11 protein-coding genes and 2 pseudogenes are annotated in these 15,757 nt (G+C 42.4%); all 13 read right to left on the reverse strand.

The window, feature by feature from the left end:
• Positions 1-24: 24 nt before the first annotated feature.
• The 13 genes and pseudogenes from NYE56_RS19890 to NYE56_RS19950 all read right to left on the reverse strand — a co-directional run bounded on the left by NYE56_RS19890 (position 25) and on the right by NYE56_RS19950 (position 15,703).
• Positions 25-513, reverse strand: a complete 489-nt coding sequence (locus tag NYE56_RS19890; protein ID WP_144482963.1) for a DUF2716 domain-containing protein — start codon at positions 511-513, stop codon at positions 25-27.
• Between the two features lie 17 nt (positions 514-530).
• Positions 531-1,037, reverse strand: a complete 507-nt coding sequence (locus tag NYE56_RS19895; RefSeq protein WP_341284409.1) for a hypothetical protein — start codon at positions 1,035-1,037, stop codon at positions 531-533.
• A pseudogene (locus NYE56_RS19900) lies at positions 1,032-1,358 on the reverse strand (DNA-binding protein); the annotation flags it as partial. The gene NYE56_RS19895 and the pseudogene NYE56_RS19900, both read right to left, overlap by 6 nt.
• 41 nt (positions 1,359-1,399) lie before the next feature.
• Complete coding sequence (locus NYE56_RS19905) at positions 1,400-1,816, reverse strand: YxiG family protein (protein ID WP_341284307.1); 417 nt, start codon at positions 1,814-1,816, stop codon at positions 1,400-1,402.
• Positions 1,817-1,862: 46 nt separating this feature from the next.
• Entirely contained in the window at positions 1,863-2,204 is a 342-nt protein-coding gene (locus tag NYE56_RS19910; protein ID WP_396121455.1) for a hypothetical protein, read from the reverse strand.
• Positions 2,205-2,228: 24 nt separating this feature from the next.
• Positions 2,229-2,379: pseudogene (locus NYE56_RS19915) on the reverse strand (YxiF family protein); the annotation flags it as partial.
• 111 nt (positions 2,380-2,490) lie between these two features.
• On the reverse strand, positions 2,491-2,940 hold the full coding sequence (locus NYE56_RS19920) for a hypothetical protein (protein ID WP_327847118.1): 450 nt from the start codon (positions 2,938-2,940) through the stop codon (positions 2,491-2,493).
• 13 nt (positions 2,941-2,953) lie between these two features.
• Complete coding sequence (gene wapA / locus NYE56_RS19925) at positions 2,954-9,949, reverse strand: tRNA nuclease WapA (RefSeq protein WP_341284308.1); 6,996 nt, start codon at positions 9,947-9,949, stop codon at positions 2,954-2,956.
• A 164-nt stretch (positions 9,950-10,113) separates the two neighbouring features.
• Positions 10,114-11,049 (reverse strand): DMT family transporter, encoded by a 936-nt coding sequence (locus tag NYE56_RS19930; RefSeq protein ID WP_341284407.1) that lies wholly within the window; start codon positions 11,047-11,049, stop codon positions 10,114-10,116.
• 151 nt (positions 11,050-11,200) lie between these two features.
• Entirely contained in the window at positions 11,201-11,647 is a 447-nt protein-coding gene (locus NYE56_RS19935; RefSeq protein WP_003227162.1) for a universal stress protein, read from the reverse strand.
• Positions 11,648-11,749: 102 nt separating this feature from the next.
• On the reverse strand, positions 11,750-13,159 hold the full coding sequence (gene bglH, locus NYE56_RS19940) for an aryl-phospho-beta-d-glucosidase (RefSeq protein WP_341284309.1): 1,410 nt from the start codon (positions 13,157-13,159) through the stop codon (positions 11,750-11,752).
• A 22-nt stretch (positions 13,160-13,181) separates the two neighbouring features.
• Positions 13,182-15,011 (reverse strand): PTS beta-glucoside transporter subunit IIABC, encoded by a 1,830-nt coding sequence (gene bglP / locus NYE56_RS19945; RefSeq protein WP_341284310.1) that lies wholly within the window; start codon positions 15,009-15,011, stop codon positions 13,182-13,184.
• Positions 15,012-15,394: 383 nt separating this feature from the next.
• The gene (locus tag NYE56_RS19950) at positions 15,395-15,703 is read right to left on the reverse strand and encodes a contact-dependent growth inhibition system immunity protein (RefSeq protein ID WP_268556041.1); all 309 of its coding nucleotides are present in this window, start codon (positions 15,701-15,703) and stop codon (positions 15,395-15,397) included.
• Positions 15,704-15,757: the final 54 nt, after the last annotated feature.

The raw sequence follows: 15,757 nt of genomic DNA on the forward strand, positions 1-15,757 counted from the left end.
TGATCCCCTCCCTTCGCAACAATCTCATTTATCTTGAAACAAGATAGGCGGATCATGATCAATCGCCTCCAACAGCTCCTCACCAAACACTGTGATTGTACATTTCCACGGGTCTCCCAAAAGTCCCCAAGAGAAGTCCTGATGAAAGAAGAAATAATAGTCTCCGTTTGGAAATACCGGAACAGGCCATTCACCAAATTCATCCTGAGGCATTGCCTGATGAGGACTAAAGGTATATCCGTCATGCTGCCAGTCTAATGCGTACATCACATCGTTCTTTCCAGTACATGATTGAAATGCTTTTAAAATAGAAGTCTCTAAATCACTTAGCACTCCGCTCACATCATTATGACCAGCTTTACTGCTCATCGCGCTTGAGATATCAAACACTCGATATGGATCAGGCGGGATGATGTGATGACATCTGCTTCCGGGCTTCCATTTGATGAGCTTGTTCACTTCTGACCAGATGCGTTCTTGTTTTGTCTGACTTAAAGCGCGCCAATTCATCATAATCTCATCCCTACACCTTATTGGATATCATGCTTATAAACACCAGATGAGGTCACTGCGTAAACAGCGTTACTTGTCAGTTTCAGCTGTTGTATCGAGAGCTCCCGCCCGTCTTGATCACAGCATTTCACCTCTTGTATCGGCAGACTGACATCAGCCGGAATGAGGGACAGTGAATGTTCATCTTTGCATATCCAAAACCCGTCATCTGAAATTGCAAGCTGGTCATATACTCCAGAATATTCTTTATCAGAAACAATCCACACTCGTCTCACGTCCGTCTCATCAAAGGCAGCAATGACTGTATAAGAGTAGTACAGCATGTATATCAGTCCATCTTTTTCTGCAAGTGCATAGCAGTCATCTACCACGGGCGCATATATTTCTGAAAGCTGTTGATCAATGTGAGTTTCCTTTAATTGTCCGTCTAAAGTGAAGCACAGCAAACTTTGTTCACTGGGGTTTTCGTCAACATAAATGCCTTCATCACTTAAACCCACCCAAAGGTTTTGTTTCTCATCCAAAAGGCAGCAGGAAACCCCTGAAGGCAAGGGAAAAGCACTTTTCACCCTCCCCTCTTCTGAAAAAACCTTTACCTTCGGCTCATACGATTCGTAATAAACGAAGACATAGCCATCTGCACATTGTTGAAAAAGCAGAATATCACTTTATGAAATCTGCTCTTTCACTTTAAAAACCCGAATATCACCGGAAGGATCATAGGTTGTAATGGTGATATCACCTTTCAACCCTTTTCCAATGTAGACACGCCCCTGTGGATCAGCATGGAAAAAACAATCTTGGGTGTCCTTGTTGATGATTTTATTCATTTTTAATTTTTTCATTGGTTACGCTCCTAGGTTAGAAATGAAATGATAAGAATAAATCATTTAGTGTTTAATTGGTATGCATAAAACGATTGATCATCAAAGCGAACTGTTTCAGCTTCTATAGCAATCAGCATTCTGTTCATGTCAATGAGAAAGTTAGCATTTGATTGATACTCCGGAATGATAGAATTTGATAGATTCCCGATTCCTTCTGGATGGTAACTCATCTCAAACACTTGCCAATTGTATTCTTCCGGATCTATTTTTTCCAATCTTATATCACCGTCACCCCCATTAAAATAAACAGAAGCAACATTTTGAAATAATATTTTATGCGTATATTCAGCTTCACTTTCAAAAACCTTGATATTAAGTGAGAGCTCTTTTTTAAACACATTAAAATCTAAATAAAGGACACTGCACCCCTCATCAATGTAATCAACCCATTCACTAATTGTTTTGTACATTGTCATCTCCTGCCTCTTTTTTAATCAATAACACCTTACCACCAAACACAAATTACTCCATATATTGTTTGATCCAATCATTTAAATCATCTGTTGAATGTAAATAAGTTTCAGGAGAATCTTTCAAATCAATCCCACTTAGAAGGATTAACATATCCCAGACTCTATCGTCTTCTACTTCGGGGTCATCCGCATAAACATAAGTGCCCGCCCAATCTGACACTTCTTCTCTTGTTGTTTGTCCATTTAAGACACTTTTGATTTTATTTATGCATTTTATTAGCTTTGGCTCGCTCAATTTGATCACCACGTATTCAAAGTACTTAATATTTGTTATAAGTATACAAGCCACTGTACTGATATTTAGATATTTTACGTCAGAGATATCTTCCAAGAGATTTCCTCATATGAAAACAATCTACCAATATACAAGCTCGCAACCGTATTCTGTGTGCAATATACAATAACCAAACTGACACTCAGGCTCAACCAAAATAAAACTATGATTGAGAAGCCCTTCGTCGAACTCAATACATTCCAATAACCCGTCAAGGGTGCTCGAGACATTTTACTAGGAATGTTGGTGGCAATCGCACGCAATTTCTATTTTTGTAGCATGAGAAAAGAGAGGCTTGTAACCTCTCTAAATCTCTTCTCTGAAAATAACTAAAAGTTATAAATCACTCTTTTAACATTTTTATTATATCTTTAGCTTCTAGAAACAATTGATTTATCTTATTTTGGATTTCTTTCGCTATTTCTTCTTCACTTTCTAAATCTGTTAAATATCCCACTTTCCCCGAAAACAATCTTCTTTCACAAATCCATATGTCTAAATGGTCTATACAATAGCCATCTTCATTATCATGAAAGTCGGTACCATCCAAATAAGCTACAGAAAAAAATATTAATGAATTATAACTATTCTTAAAACAATCTGATGGCTGTACATCGCTTCTTCCTATTTCTTTTTCGTCTCCAACTCTACCAAAAGAAGCTTCAATTCTTAAGCCGATTTCACCAAACTTTTCTTGCTCATTACTTATTGTTTTTAATGCTATACGTTCAAACTTTTTTTCTATTCGTAAGATTTCTTTCTGTGTAATAGAGTTGAGATTGATTTTTTTCATATATTACACCCCATTATCTAGATCTAATCCTCTTTCCATATAACTTCCACCTTTTAGTTCCTTTACTGCTTCTTCTCCAAGTTTTTGTTTTTGGATGTTGGCTCCAACGGTTTAATTGCCAATGGTATCCATGATTATTGTGTGGGGTATGAAATTCAAAAGATTTATGGGTATAATTCGATCCTTTTCTAGTTTTCCATCTTACACCATAATGTTTTTTTATTTTTCCAATCTTCGTTACTCTCCCACCTCTTTTAGCCCACTTTGCTAACTTATAACCAACCTTAAGTACTTTTCCAGCTCCACCTAAAGCTACTCCTGTTAAAGCTCCTCTTAACGCAGCCTTACCAACGCCCTTCCAGGAATAACCTTTCTTTCTGTTTTTCCACATGTAACTGGCTACATCCCAAGCTGCTCCTCCAACAGCACCTGCTGCAATCCATGCCCAGTGCCCATCCGGGTCAACCTTCATCACCGGATTGTTATTGGCATAAGTATACCCATTCTGATCCAATGAATCACCGTCACTTCCCGGGTCTGGGTCGAGCGATAGGAACACGCCGTTTCTTGGCTCGTAGTAGCGGGCCATGAGATAGTACAGGCCGGTTTCTTCGTCGTATTGGTAGCCTGCGTAGCGGTAGCGGTTGTCTTTTACTTCATCACTTGCTTCGGTTTTTGTTGGATTTCCCCATGCGTCATATTGATACTTGGCAACGGTTTTTCCCGTGCTGTCTGAGATGGCAATGACATCACCGTGTGCGTTGTAGTGATAAAAATATTTCTTGCCATTTTCTGTGTAGGATAATAGCTGGCCGCTGTCACCGTATGTGTATGATTTTGTGACTTTGTTGTCCGCGTCTGTTTCATACAAGACGTTCAGGCTGTCTCCGTCATAGAAGTAGTTCGTGACGTTTCCGTTGACGGTTTTTTGGATTCTGTTTCCTTTTTCGTCATATTTGTATGTTGCGAATGGCTTGTCTTCGCCTTTTTTTGTAACGGCAGTCAGGTTATCCTCTGCATCCCACGTATATGTGAATTTGCCGTCGGATGTGCGGTTGCCGTTTTTATCGTAAGACATGCTTTCATCATTGACTTTTGTCAGCTGGTTCATGATGTTGAAGGAAGCGTTCACCGTTTTGCTTGAGCCGTCTTTTACAGTTGTAACGGTTTTCCGGTTCCCGAATCCATCATATGTGTATTCAATGACAGTACCGTCTTCATGGGTTTCTTTGACAAGCTGATTCAGCTTCCCATACTCATATTTCACCTTGCCGCTTGCTGAGCTGTTTATCGTTGTGCGATTGCCGTTGGCATCATATTCATAGCTTTCCGTCAGAATGCTTCCGCCGTTTTTGTCACCGATATGCAGCGAGCTTACAAGGTTTCTTTCGTCATATGAAAAACTTGTTCCGCCGCCGTTGCCCGTAATAAAGGTTTGGACGTTTCCATTTTCATCATAATCAAATGAATATGAAGATGTACTGTCTTTCATCTCAATCATTTGGTCCAGCTTGTTATACCTAAATTGATTCGTTCCTTTTTGGACCCCATGAGTCCACGAGAAGGTTTTCAGCTTATCGGAGTCACTAGGGTATGTCCAAGTTTGGCTGCCGCCGCGGTCAGTCAATTCGGTTAAACGGTTTTTGTTGTCAAATGTCCGTTTCTTTGTGGTGTTCTGCTCTTTATTAACGACCGACGTTTCATTTCCATTTTTGTCATACGTGAAATTGTACTTTTCTGTACCGTTATACGACTTTGATTTCACCCGGTCTGTTCCATCATAAGAAAGAGATACTTCGTTGCCATTCGGTGAAATGGTTTTGGTCAGGTTGCTGTTGGCATCATATTCGCTTGCTAACACATTGCCGAGAGGGTCAGTTGTTTTGACAAGCTTGCCCATCACATCATATTCGTATTTATAGGTTTGATCTGCTCCTGCCCGGATGGTTTTGCTTACCTCATTGCCTTCCTTATCATAGCTGTGAAGGATAGACGTGCCGTTAGAGAGCGTCATGTTTGTCAATTGGTCTGCCTGATCATACGTATAGGTTGTTTTTTCACCTTTTGCATCTGTTTCAGACGTTTTCTTACCAGTTTCATCGTAATCAGTTGAAGTGGCGTAACCTAGTTCGTCCTCTTCCTTGGTCACATAGTTGCCATTACTGTCATACGTGCTTTTAGTCAGAAGGCTTCCTTCAATCAAACGGATATCATCAAACCAGACTGTGCCTGTCGCACTCTTTTGGAACAGAATACTAATATCTACTTTATTGATCGGCTTTGTTTTAGGGATGACGACAGCTGCCCGGTTCCATTCCTGTGTTCCAGAAGGGAATTTCGCATTGTAGACGCCTGTGCTGCCGTCCGCGTAAGTGACACTCGCCTGCAGAGAATAGTCTTTTTCATCTGTAAATTTGACGCTGCTTGCTTTCGACATTCCTGTCAGTGTGAGATAAACCGGTTTGTCGTTTGCGCTTTGCCCTAAGACAACGGTTTGTTTTGTTACTGATCCAGCTTGGGACGCACTGGTCCGGGCAACTTTTAATGATACTTCATCATTAAAGCCTTCTTCAGAATCAACGGATGCCCCGCTTACATTCCAGTTTTCCGTTGCTGATGTGAAGCTGCTGTTTTGAACTGGGTTATAGCTCGATGATACTTCGCCTTTTTCCAGCTGGACTTCATCGAACCATGCTTTTCCTTTACCATCTTTATCTTTATGATCGACTTCCATATACACAACAGCTTTTCCTGCATTCGCTGGAGTCGTAAAAGTGATTTGCCGTTTTGTCCAGTCATTTTTTCCGGCTAATGCACTGTATTCATTGTGAATCCATTGAATTCGTTTTTGATCTTTGTCTCGCAAATCAATGTTAAAATAGGCTCTTGATTTCGCTAGATCCGTTTTGATTTTCCCGCTTAATGTATAGGTTGTATTCGGCTCCAGCTCAACTGTTTGTGTTGCTGACGAATACCCATGATCTGTTCCGGCAGACGTTGATTGGCTCAAGACTTCCAATGCCTTTGATCCGGAAAGAACTCCGCTTTTATCGGCGATGACTGAAATTTTGCCGCTGTCTTTAGAGGCAGTCAGATTCCAGCCGGATTTTTGTGCTTCAAAGCTTCCATCTTTCAAAATATTAGTTGAAGCTGATAAATCTTTACTGGATTGAATCTGATTTCCGTATTTATCATAAACGGCTGCTGACGATGATTTTCCGCTCTGATCGGTTTCGGATACAGCATCCAGTCCGTCATAAGCAATATCCGTGACATTGCCCTCGGTATCCTTCATTTTTGTGACATCGTTGTTTTTGTTATATTCGTATGTCTCAGTTCCATATGCGTCTTTAACCGACGTAACGTTGCCATCTTTGTCATATTGATAGCTTTCCGTTGCTTTTCCGGTGCCGACGTCGTTTGGATCTACATCTTCTACGACATTATTGCCTTCATATTTTGTATTCGTTGTAATTCTTAGCCCTTCAGCATCATCAATGACCTGAATCGGATTTCCCGCTTCATTATAGCCATACTGTACCTTCCGGCCATTTGGCTGTGTCATGAGAAGTGTCTTTTTATCAGCATCATAGCTGTAGACATATGTTTCTTTTTTAGCGTTGATCGCTTTTTCGAGACGGTGTCCGCTATACTGATATTCGGTAAAGACAGGCTTTGCTTCGGTACTGTTGGCTGAATACTGTTTGACAAGGCGCCCTTCGCTATCGTAGTCATAGCTTGTGACAGTCCCGTCTGTATCTGTAACCTTCTTCAGCAAATCATTCTCATATGAGTAGGTGACTTTCTTATTCTTAGGTCCTGTGATGGAAGTCACATGGCCGTTTTCATCATAGGTAAATGTAAGCTTGCGGCCTGATGCATCTGTAATGGCGGTCAGTTGATTTTTGTCATTGTAAGTATAGACAGTTGCATTGTTGTGGCCATCCACTACTTTTTGGAGTTTGCCGCCTTTTTTATTGAAATAAGCATTGGTTTGATCCTTTGTTTTTAATATGAACTGATCAGCTGTTTCTGTTAATTCAAGATATACACCGGTCGGCGGCTGATACGTACCATCGGCTTTTTTCGTGAATCGATGTGTCGTAGCGTCTTCATCGATATACATTGCCCCGCCATCCGTTGAGATGACAGATGTTTCTGCATCAGCATACCAGCCTTGCCCAAATAAATGATCAGAGCTGTCAAGACTGTTGTAGGTTCTCGATAAGCCAAGTCCCGGACCGCGTCCGTCAATTGACAAATCTTCTTCATTCACAATGACATTGCCTGTCGCACCATTTAACTGGCCGCTTGGGATATCAATGATAGACCAGTACTCTTCTGTACCTAGGAATTCTGCGCCTTCATGGAACGTTGGGTTAAAGGGCGCCGTCGGAATCGTTTCACCATTCGCATCATAAGCGACAAGCGTGAAAGAATAATTCTTCTTCCCTTTGTAATTCCCATTTGCATTGTTATAAACAGGTGATGGATCGAGGGCTAATTCCCCGCCTTTTCCATCTGTATGAAGCTTATAGCTTCCGGCTTTGATTTCCTCAGAAGTCGGCCAGATGTTTTTATTTTGGGTTGTCCAATGATCCGCGTCACCAACATCAAAGGACTGATATTCTTTACCGTTGTAAATGTTAACTTTATAGCCTTTCGCATTTTGAACCTTTTCCCATATCAAATTCACATAGCCAGTTTGACTCGATTTTGTATTTGTATACAAATAGCCCGTTAAATTCTTTGGCCTGGCGATATCAGGAAGTGCCGGGTTAGCAGCCGGGGATGCAATGGCTTCGCCGTCTTTGTTGTATGCGATAATTTTAAACGAGTAATTTCTTTTGGCTCCATCTCCCCCGGCGTTTTTATAGGTTGGTCCGGGATTGATCGGCAGCTCTGCACCATTGCCATCGTTCAGATGAAGAGCATATTTTCCCGCCTTGATTTCTGCACTTGTCGGCCAGATCTTTTTCCCTTTTGTGGTCCAAGACGTCTGATTTCCGAGATCAAGTGTCTCAAAGCCTTTCCCATTGAACACCTGAACCTTATAGCCGGTTGCACCGGATACAGCTTTCCAAGAAAGGTCGAAGTATCCTGTGGCATTCCCATTATTGTAGCCCTTTGCTGACGGTGCTTGTGCTTTTCCTACATTAGGGATAACGGGCTTTGCCGGTGCGGACATCGCTCCTTCACCTTGGTCAAATATCGCACTGACGCCAATCCAATAGTTTTTGCTTGTGGCATAGCTTCCGCCGGAGTTCTTATAGACCGGGGATGGGTCTAATGCCAATTCAGCTCCATCCTTGCCGTCCAGATGCAGTTTATATCGCTTGGAGGCAATTTCTGCGCTCGTAGGCCAGATTTTTTTTCCTTTTGTGCTCCACGACGTGACGTTTCCTGCAGAAATCGCTTGATATTCCTTACCATTGTAAATCCATACCTTATATCCTTTTGCACCTTCAACCTTTTTCCAGCTGATATCGAAATAACCAGTGGAATCACCATTGTGATAGGCTTTAATTGTAGGGGTGTTTCCCTTTGGTATGGTATACGTCACTTCAATATACGGTTTATTGGCGGAGTTCGCTGAAGAAATTAGTTTTTTCCAATATTCCTTGCCGTTTCCGTTTGTATGAAGCTTAAATCCATAGTTGGCCCCGCCGGAGTTCCATGACTTTACAGCAGCAGTCACGTCATAACTCGCCCACTGTCCTTTATGGACGTCGGCTTTTCCGATATTTTTAGATGCCGGTTTGGTGTTCCATGTCACTTTTGCATTATCATAATTGCTGTTGACCGTATCCAGCCAAAGACCGGTTGCCTTTGTTCCATAATAGGAATGGGCTACGTATGTTTTTAATGTAGCTTTGGTGACAGTCATATTTTGAATTGGCTTTAGGTTGTTAAATTTCATGAACGCATAATTTGTGCCTGTTGTTTTGTCATAATAGCCCGTTTTCAGTACATAGGCCTTTAAATTAGCATCCCATTTTTGTGAGGAGGCCGAATAGTTCGTCGTCGGGTAGGCACTCATGACAAACGTGTCCGATGAAACAGATAAAGAAGTTGACGGGTCGATAGATACCGGATATACGCGTTCTGGGTCTTTCAGCCAGTTCTCGTCTGCCGTAAGATGAAGCAAATACCCTTCTTCATTCTTTTCCAGCTTATAGCTGACTTTATCTGACCGTTCAACCTCGCCGGAAAGCTCATCTAGTTTTGAATCCGTCATAAAAGGTTTAGGCACAGAAAAAACAACTTTGCCTTTTTCATCAGAAAAATCAATGGATCCATCCTCTTGTTCTTTAGCCTGCAAATCGGTTTTTAACTGAAATGTAAATGTGTTGTATCCATCATACTGATGAAGGACTAAATCTTCTTTTATGTTTTCATTGAATGTGAAAGTCTGAAGATCAATATTCGGAAAAACATCCGGATACACAATCTCATTACTGTCCGTCTTATAATCTGCTGAGGTATCTTTCGGAGTAAGTGAAGTTTTATTCGGGCCTTTCGCTTCTACAAGTGAATATGTAACCTTATGGTCATTATGCTCAAAAGTCGCATAAAGCCCGTTCTTCATTTGCTTTTGAAAATCTGAATTCAAAATGGCATTCTCTGTCTCGACTTGTTTGCTTGTCGACTCTTTTAACTCAGGAGAAATGTCTTCCCAGTCGGCATCAGGTGTTTCCTTTGTATGAATAGGATCAAGGTATACTTCCTGTTTATAGACACCGTCACCTTCATAATAGAGTTTTGTATTTTCTGTTCTTTCAGAGGTGATCTCACCCTCTTTGTTTATATCTTTTGGATCAAAAGGTACGGCTTCCTCAGTTTGTTCTTTCTGAAGAGTTTCTTCTGGATCATCGGCAACAATACGATTTCCATTCTCTTCTTCTGTGGTTTTTGCTAGTACATCTGCTGGCACTAATGAAATCATTAAAGCCAGCACTAAAAATGCTGCAATGAACCTTTTAAAGTTTCGCCTCTTTCTTTTTTTCATTTTCTCTCTCCTTTTGTAATAAAAGTAATATTTACTCAATAATCTTAACTAGACTGAAATATTATTACAATATTTTTCTAGAAAATTTATCTTATTTTAAGGATTAGCGAGAGTCAATTGACCTAAAACAAAAAAAGGCCGCATAGGCCTTTTTACATTTTTTATTATTGCATTTGTTCAATATCCGTACCCTCAGCTGCCACATTCGCATTCCCCTGACTCCTGACAAGCGTCAAGGCTATGCCCGCAAAGATCATTACGATGCCAAGCGTTTGATATAGGTCAGGGCGGAAGCCTGTGAAGACGGTATCTAGCACTATTGCGACAGCTGGGTCGAGAAATACAATAATTGAAATAAATTTCGTTGATAAAAATCGTAAACTGTAAAAAAACAACAAATATACAATGCCCGTATGGATGATGCCGGTAGATACCACCATAATCCAGTTTCCCTGAGATAGGTCAGCAAAAGCGCCAAAGTGAATAAACGGAATCAGGATGATAACCCCTAAACCCGTCTGCAAGAAGGTGGTCGTGTAAGGACTGAGATTGTGAATGCCTTTTCCCAATAAAGTGGTGAACGCATAAAACAGTGCGGCGAGAACTGCCCATATGATCCCTGATCCCATCAGCTGTGTCAATGAAGTGCTGCCGTTAATCCCGCAAATCAGCGCAGTTCCCAGAAAGCAGATGATAATGGAGCTGACGGAGATCACATTTAATTTCTCTCCGTAGAGGAAGCTCCCCAGAAGAAGAACAAGCACCGGCGCTAGATGATAAACGGAGATGCCAATTGTAATGGACGTTTCTTCAAAAGACTTAAATAAGAACACCCAGTTGAATACAAGAAAGAAACCGCACGCCAATGTTTGCAGCACGTCTCTCTTGCTCCATTTTTCAGTTTTATACTGGCCGGACGCCAGCCAGCAAAGGCCTAAAAATAGCGTCGCGCAAAGGCAGCGGACAAAGACCAATTCAAATGACGGCAGACTGGTATGCTCTGAGAAAAAGCCGATAGAGCCGAAAATCACCATGGAGATGACCATTTTGATTACGGCTGTTGATTTTTGTTTTGACGATATGGAAAGATCCTGTTGCATCAAACGTATTCTACCTCCAGTACTGCATAGCATAAACTGTTTTTTATGAATTCAGAAATCTATACATAGAATTCCTCTTTTTTACATGTGGATATTATAACACTTCTATTCTAAATAGAAAAAAGCGCCCAAGGGCGCTTTTTTTACAAATCTATCGAACAATTAAAACCGGGCATGTTGATAATTGAGACACTTTATGGCTGACGCTTCCAAGCATCATTTCTTTCAGGCCGCTGATCCCCCGGCTGCCAACTACAATCAGGCTGACGCCTTTCTCTTTTGCGTGATTTAGTATCTCATGCGCCGGCTCGCCATTCGCGTAAATGGTTTCAGCTTGAACGCCTTTTTCGGCTGCTTTTTCTTTTGCATTTTCAAGGATTTTCAGGCCCTCTTTTTTAACCTCGTTCCTGATTTCATCAATAAAGTGTTCAGGTACATAGACAATTCCCGTCAGAGAAGAAGTCGTGACGACGGCTTCTCTCCCCACATGAAGAATGCTTAGTTCCGCTTGCTGCTCTTTTGCCAAATGCACTGCGGCATCAAGCGCTTTTGCACTCATGTCTGATCCGTCAATCGCTACTAACATTTTGTTAAACATGCTCTTCCCGCCTTTCGGACTGTGGGTGGTTCATCTTTCTCTTTTATTGTCCGCCTGCATTTCGTTATTGTCAATTGAAGCGCATGAGTTTTCAAAAAATTGTCAGAGACTCTCTCCGTTTGTGGCGATAACCTGTTGATACCAGTTGAAGCTTTTTTTCTTGATGCGGTTAAATGTTCCATTTCCTTCATTGTCCCTGTCCACATAAATGAAACCGTAGCGTTTTTTCATTTCCGCAGTAGATGCGCTGACAAGGTCAATTGGCCCCCATGATGTGTATCCGATTAATTCAACGCCGTCCGCAATGGCTTCGCGTGCTTCAATTAAATGATCACGCAGATAGTTGATTCTGTAATCGTCCTGAATCGTGCCGTCCTCTTCAACCTTGTCTACAGCGCCAAGGCCGTTTTCAACGATGAACAGCGGCTTCTGATAACGGTCGTATAAGGTGTTGAGCGTGATGCGCAAGCCTTTCGGATCAATTTGCCAGCCCCATTCTGATGATTTGAGGTAAGGGTTTTTGACTCCGCCCAGCAGGTTGCCCCCTGATTTTGCAAGCTCTTCCGGATCTGTGCTCGCCGCCATCGACATGTAGTAGCTGAATCCAATATAATCCACAGTATGTTCTTTCATGAGCTCTTCATCGCCTTCAGCCATTTCAATTTCAATATTGTTTTCTGCCAGATAGCGTTTCATATATCCCGGATATGCGCCTCTTGCCTGAACATCTGAGAAGAAAAGTGTTTTGCGCTCATTCTCCATTGCCGAGAAGACATCCTCCGACTTAGAAGTCATCGGATAGGTTGTCGTTGCCGCTATCATACAGCCGATTTTCGAATCAGGAATGATGTCGTGGCCCGCTTTGACAGCAAGAGCACTGGCCACAAATTGGTGGTGTGCCGCCTGGTACATCGCGTTTAATTTGTTTTCTCCTTCTTCAAAGACAAGACCGCCTCCGGTAAACGGCGCATGGAGCACCACGTTAATTTCATTGAACGTCATCCAATACTTCACTTTGTGTTGATAGCGTTTGAAAACCGTTTTGGCATAGCGTTCATAAAACTCTATGACTTTGCGATTCTTCCAGCCGCCATAATTTTTCACTAAACCGAGCGGCATTTCATAATGAGAGATGGTTACGACAGGCTCAATATGATGCTTTAACAGCTCATCAAACAGATCATCATAAAAGCTGAGGCCTTCTTCATTGGGCTCCTCTTCATCGCCATTCGGAAAAATTCTCGTCCACGCAATCGATGTGCGGAACGCCTTAAATCCCATTTCTGCAAATAAGGCGATATCCTCTTTATAACGATGATAAAAGTCAATCCCGTTGTGATACAGATTCAAGGAAGTCATTGATTCATCAAATGGAGACATGATCCCGTTCGGCGATACGTCAGCTGTCGAAAGCCCCTTACCACCCTCGTTATAAGCACCCTCCACTTGGTTGGCAGCAACTGCGCCGCCCCATAAAAATCCTTCTGGAAATCGTTTTGCGTTTAAACTCATATTAATCACCCCATTAGTTTTTTCAAGATAAAGCTAGCAACGCTTCTTTTGGCTGCACTTTACCGATCTCTTTCACCGGCGAAAATGAATATTGGTCTGTGTTGGTCACGATCACCGGGGTAATGACGTCATATCCCGCGGCTTTGATTTGCTCCAGATCAAAGGACACGAGCGGATCTCCCGGTGCGACCTTGTCGCCTTCTTTGACGTGAGCCGTGAACCATTGTCCCTCCAGCTTCACCGTGTCCAATCCAATGTGTATGAGTATTTCAGCTCCCTGATCACTCGTAATGCCAATTGCGTGTTTTGTTTTAAAAATGGTGGTAACGCTTCCACGAACAGGCGACACAACTTCTCCTTCTTCAGGCTCAATGGCGAATCCTTTTCCCATGATCCCGGCAGAAAACACTCCATCATTGACTTCACTTAATGCTTTCACTTCTCCTTTAATCGGGCTGTGAATGATCTCTCTGCTGCCTTCATGCACTGCCGGCTGCTGGCTGCCGTCAGAAGGCACATCCTCGAATCCAAGCAAATACGCAGCTGCTGTTCCCGCCGCAAATGCAATCACGAGACCGATCATCGCGTAAATAAACGTTGGACCGATAAAGACAGGGATGCTCGGCAGACCTGCATTCCCCCCGACGATATAGGAAGCAACACCCGTCATGCCGTAAAACGCGCCACCGGCTGCACCGCCAATCAAAGCGGCCGCAAACGGCTTTTTCAATCGCATATTCACGCCGTACATCGCAGGTTCTGTGATCCCCATCAGCGCCGTGATGCTTGTGGTAAGCGCGAGTGATTTAAATTTTTTGTTTCTGGAGCGAAGGAAGACGGCAAATGATGCCCCAGCCTGCCCCATATTCGCCAAAAACATAGCCGGCAGTAAATAATCGTGGCCATTTTGAGCGATGTTGTTGATCATGATCGGCACAAAGGCATAGTGCATGCCCGTCATAATGATTAAAGAGAACGTTCCCGCCAGCAAAATCATTGCCACAAGCCCTGCATGATCAAACAAATAATTGACCCCAGAAGACAAGTATTCTCCTAAAATAGCGCCAAGCGGACCGACTGTAATCAATGTCAGCGGCACGACAATCAATAGCGTGAATGTCGGAACCACAATCAATTTGAGAGATGCGTGTGTAAAACGGTCAATCCATTTTTCTACGTACGAAGCAATCCAAATCGCCAGCAAAATCGGGATGACCGTTGACGAATAAGTGGCAGCGGTTACAGGAAGCCCGATAAAGGAAATCGGTTTCCCCGCACCGAGCAGGGCTGTCAAATCCGGGTGCAGAATCGCCGCCGCAATGGCTGCCGCTACGTACGGATTGCTTCCGAATTTTCTCGCCGCACTCATCGCTAGCAGGAGCGGCAGGAAGTAGAACGCGCCGTCACCGACAGCCGTCAAAATGACATGGCCCTGGCTCTTCTCCGCCATCCAGCCAAACGTGACTGCCAGCGCAACAAGCCCTTTGATCATCCCCGCTCCCGCAATCGCAGGCAGAATCGGGGTAAACACACCAGAAATCACATCAAAGACCGCACTCAGCACATTCTTTTTCTGAGAGGATGAACCAGCGCTCTTTTCATCACTGAGATTGCTCTGCCGCACAATCGCCTGATACACCTTCGGCACATCGTTTCCGATAATGATTTGAAACTGCTCGCCGCTGATATTGGTGCCCATCACCCCCGGCAGCTGCTCCAGCTGACTGCGATCCGCCTTCGCGTTGTCATGAAGATTAAAACGCAGCCTCGTCATGCAGTGGATCACGCGCTGAACGTTTTCTTCACCGCCTACGAGTTGTAATATGTCCTTCGATAATTTATCATAATCCATGTGTATACCTCCTTTTTATGGGGGGACTGCTGGATGAAAGGTGGCCGCCTTTCACCAGCTTTTTTTGTATCAAATGCCGCATCACCTCCTAAAAGAGAATAAAAAAAACCTAAATGACACAGATTGCGAGAGTCTCCTCCTGCACCTGCACCATTTAGGTTTTGCCTGCTATCGCAGTAACAATCCTGACGGGTCGTTTTATTTGTTTGTAGGTATACTTTAGCACTAGATTTGCGGGATGTCAACGCTTTCATTTTTGGTGTTGACTATCGTTTCTAGAACAAAAGTAATCATAAAGATTTGAACTTAGTATTAACTTCAATAAAAAATTATTGTAATTAAAAACCCTGAAAGGCATTTTTTCCAATCAAGGTTATGAATCGTTACCGTTTAAATTTTTTTAAAGACTTCTTTATCTGTACTATTACATTCTTTAGCCAATCTATTGGTTCTAAATTAAACGCAGGAAAATACACGCCATCTGCGCAAGATTGAATGTAATCTTTTTTCTCATTTTCTGAATGCTCACTTTCAATAAAATCCGTTAAAAAGACAATAGCATCCTCCAAATATTCCTTACTTTCCTCTGTTAATAACTCTTGTATAGCGTCATCAGGAGTTTCAATATCTTGATGGAATGTTCCAGCTAAAAATTGAAAAACCGGGTCATCTTGCTTATTGATCGATAACATATCATTTCGCTTCTTTTAGGGAAAAATAATAGGGTTAATATCCTATATATATTT

It is taken from the genome of Bacillus sp. FSL R5-0603 (genome assembly GCF_038050295.1).
GTDB lineage: Bacteria > Bacillota > Bacilli > Bacillales > Bacillaceae > Bacillus > Bacillus subtilis.

Coding starts and splice junctions, on each gene's coding strand:
- NYE56_RS19890 (WP_144482963.1), bottom strand. CDS start 513: ATGATGAATTGGCGCGCTTTAAGTCAGACAAAACAAGAACGCATCTGG.
- NYE56_RS19905 (WP_341284307.1), bottom strand. CDS start 1,816: ATGACAATGTACAAAACAATTAGTGAATGGGTTGATTACATTGATGAG.
- NYE56_RS19920 (WP_327847118.1), bottom strand. CDS start 2,940: ATGAAAAAAATCAATCTCAACTCTATTACACAGAAAGAAATCTTACGA.
- wapA (WP_341284308.1), bottom strand. CDS start 9,949: ATGAAAAAAAGAAAGAGGCGAAACTTTAAAAGGTTCATTGCAGCATTT.
- NYE56_RS19930 (WP_341284407.1), bottom strand. CDS start 11,049: ATGCAACAGGATCTTTCCATATCGTCAAAACAAAAATCAACAGCCGTA.
- NYE56_RS19935 (WP_003227162.1), bottom strand. CDS start 11,647: ATGTTTAACAAAATGTTAGTAGCGATTGACGGATCAGACATGAGTGCA.
- bglH (WP_341284309.1), bottom strand. CDS start 13,159: ATGAGTTTAAACGCAAAACGATTTCCAGAAGGATTTTTATGGGGCGGC.
- bglP (WP_341284310.1), bottom strand. CDS start 15,011: ATGGATTATGATAAATTATCGAAGGACATATTACAACTCGTAGGCGGT.
- NYE56_RS19950 (WP_268556041.1), bottom strand. CDS start 15,703: ATGTTATCGATCAATAAGCAAGATGACCCGGTTTTTCAATTTTTAGCT.